Source organism: Isoptericola sp. NPDC056605 (genome assembly GCF_042792795.1).
Taxonomy (GTDB): domain Bacteria; phylum Actinomycetota; class Actinomycetes; order Actinomycetales; family Cellulomonadaceae; genus Isoptericola.
This window is the reverse complement of sequence record NZ_JBHTVT010000002.1, coordinates 303,237-309,469: the sequence shown is the minus strand read 5'-3', so window position 1 is coordinate 309,469 and position 6,233 is coordinate 303,237. Positions and strand designations below refer to the sequence as shown.

The window sequence follows — 6,233 nt, the reverse complement described above, 5'->3', positions numbered from 1 at the left end:
ACTGGCGGTTGACACCGTTTTGGACGCTCCTCGGCGCCCATCACGGTGTCAACCGCCTGTTCGGCAGCAAGGTGCGGAGGCTGCCCACAGGTACCGACCGTCCACAGATCGCGCCCGGCCACCGCTGACGTCTCGCTACAGGTGGTGCGGTGGCGGGATGCGCACATTCGCCGGGATCCCCCCTCTGCTCCAGGACGTGGCTGACGCCCAGGAGGGACTGCTCGGCTCCTCCCAGTGCGAACGGCACGGTGTCGGTGCGGCGCGCCGTTCGCGGCTCGTCGCCGCCGGCCGATGGCACGCCGTGGTGCGTGGGGTGTTCGACGTCGTGCCTGTCCCCCCGCGTGCGCGGACCGCGTCCGACGTGCCCCGGCGCGCGGTCCCACCGCTCGCCACCGCCCGTGTGCCGCTCCTGGCGCCATGGCCGCCGAAGTCACCGGGCGACATCCTGCACGGCCACCTGCGTCGCAGAGAGGCGTGGATCGGCATGCTCGCCTACGGACCCGACGCCATCGCTGTCGGGACGTCCGCGCTCGCGATGCACGGGGTGGAAGGGCTGCCGATCGTGACCCGTCCGGAAGCAGCGCTGCCGTCGGCCTCCCGACGTGTCTCGCGTCCCGAAGTGCCCCTGCGCCAGTTCGACGACGGCCTCTCGACGGTGGCGTTCGGCGACCGCCGCACCGGGCCGCGCCGGATCGTGACGGCGGAGTGGGCCCTCGCCCAGGCGGTACCCGAGCTGCCGATGGCGCATGCGCTCGCGGTACTGGACTCGGCGCTGCGGCTCGGGGCCGTCGACCGCCACGACCTCGGGCGTTCCCATGACCACGCCCGCGGGCGCCGCGGCGTCGCGTCCCGTCACGACCTGTGGGACCTGGCCGACCCGCGCGCCGCGTCACCGATGGAGTCGATGGCTCGCTGGCAGTGCCTCGAGGAGGGCGTGCCGCCGGACACGCTCCAGCTTCCCCTGCACGGTCGGTCGGGTCGTCTCCTCGCCGTCGGCGACCTCGCATGGCGGGTGCCCGGCGGATGGCTCGTCGTCGAGATGGACGGGCGTGCCTGGCACGACGACCTCCCAGGCGGCGACCGGAGGGATCGCGACCGCGACAACTCGCTCACCGTGCTGGGGATCCACCTGCTGAGGTTCGACGGCGGGCACGTCGCCCGCGGGGTGGTCGGCAGCGCGGTCCGCCATGCTCTCGCTGCGGCCCGCCGAACAGGCGGTTGACACCGTTACGGGTGTCGAGTGGCGCCCATAACGGTGTCAACCGCCTGTTCGGCAGCAGGAAGGTTCGTTCGGTGTCAGGCGGTGAGCTTGTTGTCCACCATGGACAGGGCGGAGCCGATCGCCATGTGCATGTCGAGGTACTGGTACGTGCCCAGCCGGCCGCCGAAGTGCACGTCCGGCTCGTCGGCCATGAGCTCGCGGTACCGCTTGAGCCGGTCCCGGTCGGCGGGCGTGTTCACCGGGTAGTACGGCTCGTCACCACGCTCGGCGAAGCGCGAGTACTCCCGCACGATGACGGTCTTGTCGCCCGCGTACTCCCGCTCCGGGTGGAAGTGGCGGAACTCCAGGATGCGCGTGTACGGCACCTCCGTGTCCGCGTAGTTCATCACCGGCGTGCCCTGGAAGTCCCCCACCGGCAGCACCTCGCGCTCGAAGTCCAGCGTCCGCCACGACAACGACCCCTCGGCGTCGTCGAAGTAGCGGTCCACCGGCCCCGTGTACACCACCGGCACCTGACCCACCACGGCCTGCTTGCTCACCGGCTGCGCGTCGTCGAAGAAGTCGGTGGACAGCCGCACCTCGATGTTCGGGTGGTCCGCCATCCGCTCCAACCACGCCGTGTACCCACCCGTCGGCAGGCCCTCGTACGTGTCGTTGAAGTACCGGTTGTCGTACGTGTACCGCACCGGCAGGCGCGAGATGATCGACGCCGGCAGCTCGCGCGGGTCCGTCTGCCACTGCTTGGCCGTGTACCCCTGGATGAACGCCTCGTACAGGGGCCGACCGATCAGCGACACGCCCTGCTCGTCCAGGTTCGTCGGGCGTCGGCCCTCGAGCTCCGCCGCCTGCTCGCGCACCAGCGCCCGCGCCGCGTCCGGCCCGTGCGCCGACCGGAAGAACTGGTTGATCGTGCCCAGGTTGATCGGCATCGGGAACACCTCGCCCCGATGCGTCGTGTACACGCGGTGCACGTACGACGTGAACGACGTGAACCGGTTGACGTACTCCCACACCCGCTCGTTCGACGTGTGGAACAGGTGCGCGCCGTACCGGTGCACCTCGATCCCCGTGTCCGGGTCGGTCTCGCTGTACGCGTTGCCGCCCAGGTGGTCACGACGGTCGATCATGAGCACCTTGCGCCCCTGCTCGGCCATCCGCTCGGCGACGGTCAGGCCGAAGAGCCCGGTACCGACGACGACGAGGTCGGTCATGCTGTCCTCCTGGTCAGGGGGTCGGTCGGTCGGGCTCGTAGCCGCCGCGCAGGCGGGTGTACGCGCGGTACCCGGCCTTGCGCACCGACTCCGGCACCACGCGGTAGCCGGCGCGCACCACGACGTTGCGCACCATCTGCGGCCCGGTGAGGAAGCCCTCGGCGTGCAGCGTGCGCTGCAGCGCGAGCTCGGACGCCAGGAGACGGCGGCCGCCGCGGCGCGCGTACGCCCCGGCGCCGACGCGGTACAGGACCAGCGGCCGGGTGACGTTCTCCGCGTCCGCGCCGCCCGCGATCATGCGGGCGAAGAGCAGGTAGTCCTCCATGAGGTCCAGGTGCTCGTACCCGCCCGCGGCGGCGACGGCGGAGCGCCGGTACACGACCGACGGGTGGTTGAAGGGGTCGCGGAACCGGGCCGTGGTCGCGATGTCGGCGCCCGTCGGCGGCACGCGCACCATGCCGGGCGCGTGCTCGTCGTCGTCGAACTCCTGGATCGCTGAGCCGACGATGTCGCACCCGGCGGCCACGAGCGGCACCTGCACGGCGAACCGCTCGGGCCGGGAGATGTCGTCCGCGTCGGCGCGCGCCACGATCTCGTGCTTGCACGCCTCGAGCCCGGCCTCCAGCGCGCGGGCGAGGCCGACGTTCTTCTCCAGGGGCACCAGGGTCACGGGGACGTCGGTGAGCTCGTGCAGGCGGCCGAGCACGGCGGCGACGTCGTCGCCGACGGGCCCGTCGCGGACGACCACGACCTCGTCCGGGCGCAGCGTCTGGTCCCGCGTGACGGACAGGAAGCCGCGTTCCAGGTGCGCGGCGTCGTCGCCCGCGTACACGGGCAGCAGCACGGAGAACCGGTGGTCGTCGAGGGCGCCGCGGACGACGGCGGGCACGGTGGTCGCCGCGGCCTTGCGGGCGGCCGGTCGCCCGGCGGCGTCGTCCTGCCCGAGCTCCAGCCGCGCCACGCTGAGGGCGGCGGGCCCCACCCCGGCGAGCACCTCGGTGTCGGCGCGCGGCCGGCGCACGATCCCGTGCCACAGCCCCCGGCCGCCGGCCTTGAGGAGGGTGCCGCGGGCCGAGGAGCGCACGACGGTGCGGGCCCAGCGCCGCAGCGTGGAGCCGCCGTAGAGCAGCCGCTCGGAGGGCGCGAGCGCCGAGGAGCGCGTGAACGTCCACACCTTGTTGCGCACCTCGAAGTAGAAGCGCGGGCCGGGGTCGTGGTCGGTGCCGACCAGCCGGGCGGTGCGGTGCTCGACGACGCTGCCCGGGACGTACAGACCGGTGCCGCGGCGCAGCAGGCGGGTCGAGTACTCGAAGTCGTCGTTCCAGATGAAGAAGTCGCTGACGGGCAGGCCGTGCTCGCGCACCGCGTGCGCGTCGACCAGCATCGACACGAACGACATGGACCGCACCGGCATCGCGCCGGCGGCGCGCGCCCGCGCCAGCTCGGCCGGCGACGCGCCCGGCCGGCTGCGCGGCGTGTTCATCGGGTGGTCGCTGCCGTCGGTCCACACGACGCGGCTGGCCATCGCGGTGACGTCGCCGGCGTAGGCGTCGCGCGCGCCGAGCAGGGCCTCGAGCGCCGTCTCGGTGGGGACGGTGTCGTCGTCCATGAGCCACACGAGGTCGGCGTCGAGGTCGGCGACGGCGGTCGCGAGCCCGACGGCGAACCCGCCCGCGCCGCCGGTGTTGCGCTGGAGCGCCACGACGTCGGGGGCGCTGGGATGGGTGCGGGCGACCTCGAGGGCGTCGTCGGTCGACGCGTTGTCGACCACGACCACGCGGTCGACGGGCCGGCTCTGGGCGGCCAGCGCGTCGAGGGCCGCGACGAGCAGGGCGGCCCTGTTGTACGACACGACGACCGCGACGACGGTGGGAGTGGACATCCCGCACATCCTAGTGGTGCTCGGAGGGGCGGTGGTCCCCGCCCGGTCCGTCGTGCGCGGCGTCCGCGGAACGCGCGAAGGTCGCGCGCCACGTCGCCGGTGCCGCCAGTGCCGGGGCCGCGGCGCGCCAGCGCCGGGACACCGCGCCCCACCGCGCCGCGAGACGCACGTGGGCCACCGCCGTCGCGCCCGCGAGGCGCCACGCGCGGCGCCGGTCGTGGCGCAGCCAGGTCCCGGAGGCGCCGTCGCCCGCCAGCACCAGCACGGAGTCGTGCTCGGGCACCTCCCACCAGGTGGCCTGGTCGCGGCTCAGCGCGCCCCGCGGCATCCCCCGGGGTGCGGGGCGGAGGTTGCGCGCCAGGCCGCGCAGCGTGAGCCGCACGAGCGCCCCCGCCGAGGTGGGCTTCGGCCGGGCCGGCGCCGTCCAGCGCCGTGCGGCCGCGGCGTCGAACACCGCCTCCCCCGGCCGGTAGGTGATCGTCTCGGGGTAGGCCGCGCCCACCGCGCGCGAGGCGGGGACGACGTCGCCGAGCCCCGCGTGCAGGTCGCCAGGGCCGGTGAGCAGGTCGCGCAGCGCCCGGACGTGCAGGTCCACCGGGTAGTACCGCATCCCCAGCAGCAGCTTGAGGTCGGTGGCGAGCAGGGTCGCCAGGAGCAGGCCGCCGCGGGGGCGCCGGGCGTGCAGCAGCGCGGCCGCGATGCGGTTGCGCACGTGCACGTACGCCTGCCACTCGACGGTGTCGTCCTTCTCCGTCCACGCCACGTGCCACAGCGCCGCGCCCGGGAGGGACACGGTGGCGTGGCCGGCGTCGCGCGCGCGCAGGCCGAACTCGGCGTCGTCCCACTTGAGGAACAGCGGCAGCGACAGACCGACGTCGCGCAGGACCGCGGTGGGGATGAGGCACATCCACCAGCCGTTGAAGTCGCTCTCGCCACGCGCGTGCAGCCAGGGGGTGTCGCGCAGCGGCGCGGCGGCGAGGTCGTGCCACTGCTGGTCGGCCTCGGGCGGGCCCCAGTTGAAGCTCCGCTCGTGCACCACCTCGCTGAACGAGTTGAGCACCGTGGGGCGGTTCAGGTCGAGCATGTGCCCGCCCACGACGACGGGCTCGCGCGCGGCGCGGTGGAACCGGATCGCGCGCAGCAGCGCCTCGGGCTCCACCTCGACGTCGTCGTCGAGGATGAGGACGGCGTCCGCGCCGTCGTGGTCCAGCGTCTCGAGCATGCCGCGAGAGAACCCGCCGGAGCCGCCGAGGTTGGGCTGCTCGACGACCGTGAGCTGGTCGCCGAGGGCCGCGGCGACCTCCGGGTAGTCGGGGTGGTCGACCAGGCGTCGCGTGCCCTGGTCGACCACGAACACCGTCCCGACCGCGTCACGGAGCACCTGCGACGACGCGATCCGGCGCAGCGTCGCGACGCAGTACTCCGGCTTGTCCATGGTGGTGATCGACAGGCACACGTCGCCCGTCCGCCGCGGCGCGACGTCCACGAGCCAGCGCGCGCCGGTGACCACGACGTCGGCGTCGACCGCGTCCACCTCGAACCAGAGCCAGCCGCCGTCGGCCATGCCCGAGACGTCGGCGTCGAGCACCACCGTGCCGCCGTCGACCGGCGAGGACGCCACGACGGACGCCACGCCCCGTGCGTCCGAGCGGACGAGGCGCAGCGTGCCGGCGCCGGCGGCCGCGGCCTCCAGCCGCACGGTGCCCACGCCGGCCCAGCGCACCCAGTACGAGGCGGGGAACGCGGAGAAGTACGTGGCGAACCCCTGGCTCGCGCCCGCCGGGACACGGACCGCGCCGTCGTCGACGACGGCGGGCCCCTCCTCCACGGTCAGGGCTCGGCGGTCGGGTGGGAGCGTCAGGATCAGCTGTTGCGCCAGGTGCACGCGCCCGACCCTAGCGTCCGCCGCCGGCCGGGC

The 6,233-nt window shown here is 74.1% G+C and carries 4 protein-coding genes; 1 reads left to right on the top strand and 3 read right to left on the bottom strand.

Going from position 1 to position 6,233, the window contains the following annotated elements; genetic code table 11:
* Nucleotides 1–484 precede the first annotated feature (484 nt).
* Nucleotides 485–1,222, top strand: a complete 738-nt coding sequence (locus tag ACFQ8Y_RS04195) for a hypothetical protein (protein ID WP_430584693.1) — start codon at nucleotides 485–487, stop codon at nucleotides 1,220–1,222.
* A gap of 74 nt (nucleotides 1,223–1,296) precedes the next feature.
* Here the strand turns inward: ACFQ8Y_RS04195 and glf are convergent, their stop codons facing one another.
* The 3 genes from glf to ACFQ8Y_RS04180 are packed head-to-tail and all read right to left on the bottom strand — an operon-like array spanning nucleotide 1,297 to nucleotide 6,200.
* Nucleotides 1,297–2,433 (bottom strand): UDP-galactopyranose mutase, encoded by a 1,137-nt coding sequence (glf, locus tag ACFQ8Y_RS04190; RefSeq protein WP_430564259.1) that lies wholly within the window; start codon nucleotides 2,431–2,433, stop codon nucleotides 1,297–1,299.
* Between the two features lie 13 nt (nucleotides 2,434–2,446).
* Nucleotides 2,447–4,315: a glycosyltransferase gene (locus tag ACFQ8Y_RS04185; protein WP_430584692.1), complete on the bottom strand. Its 1,869-nt coding sequence runs from the start codon at nucleotides 4,313–4,315 to the stop codon at nucleotides 2,447–2,449.
* Nucleotides 4,316–4,325: 10 nt separating this feature from the next.
* On the bottom strand, nucleotides 4,326–6,200 hold the full coding sequence (locus ACFQ8Y_RS04180; protein WP_430584691.1) for a glycosyltransferase: 1,875 nt from the start codon (nucleotides 6,198–6,200) through the stop codon (nucleotides 4,326–4,328).
* Nucleotides 6,201–6,233: the final 33 nt, after the last annotated feature.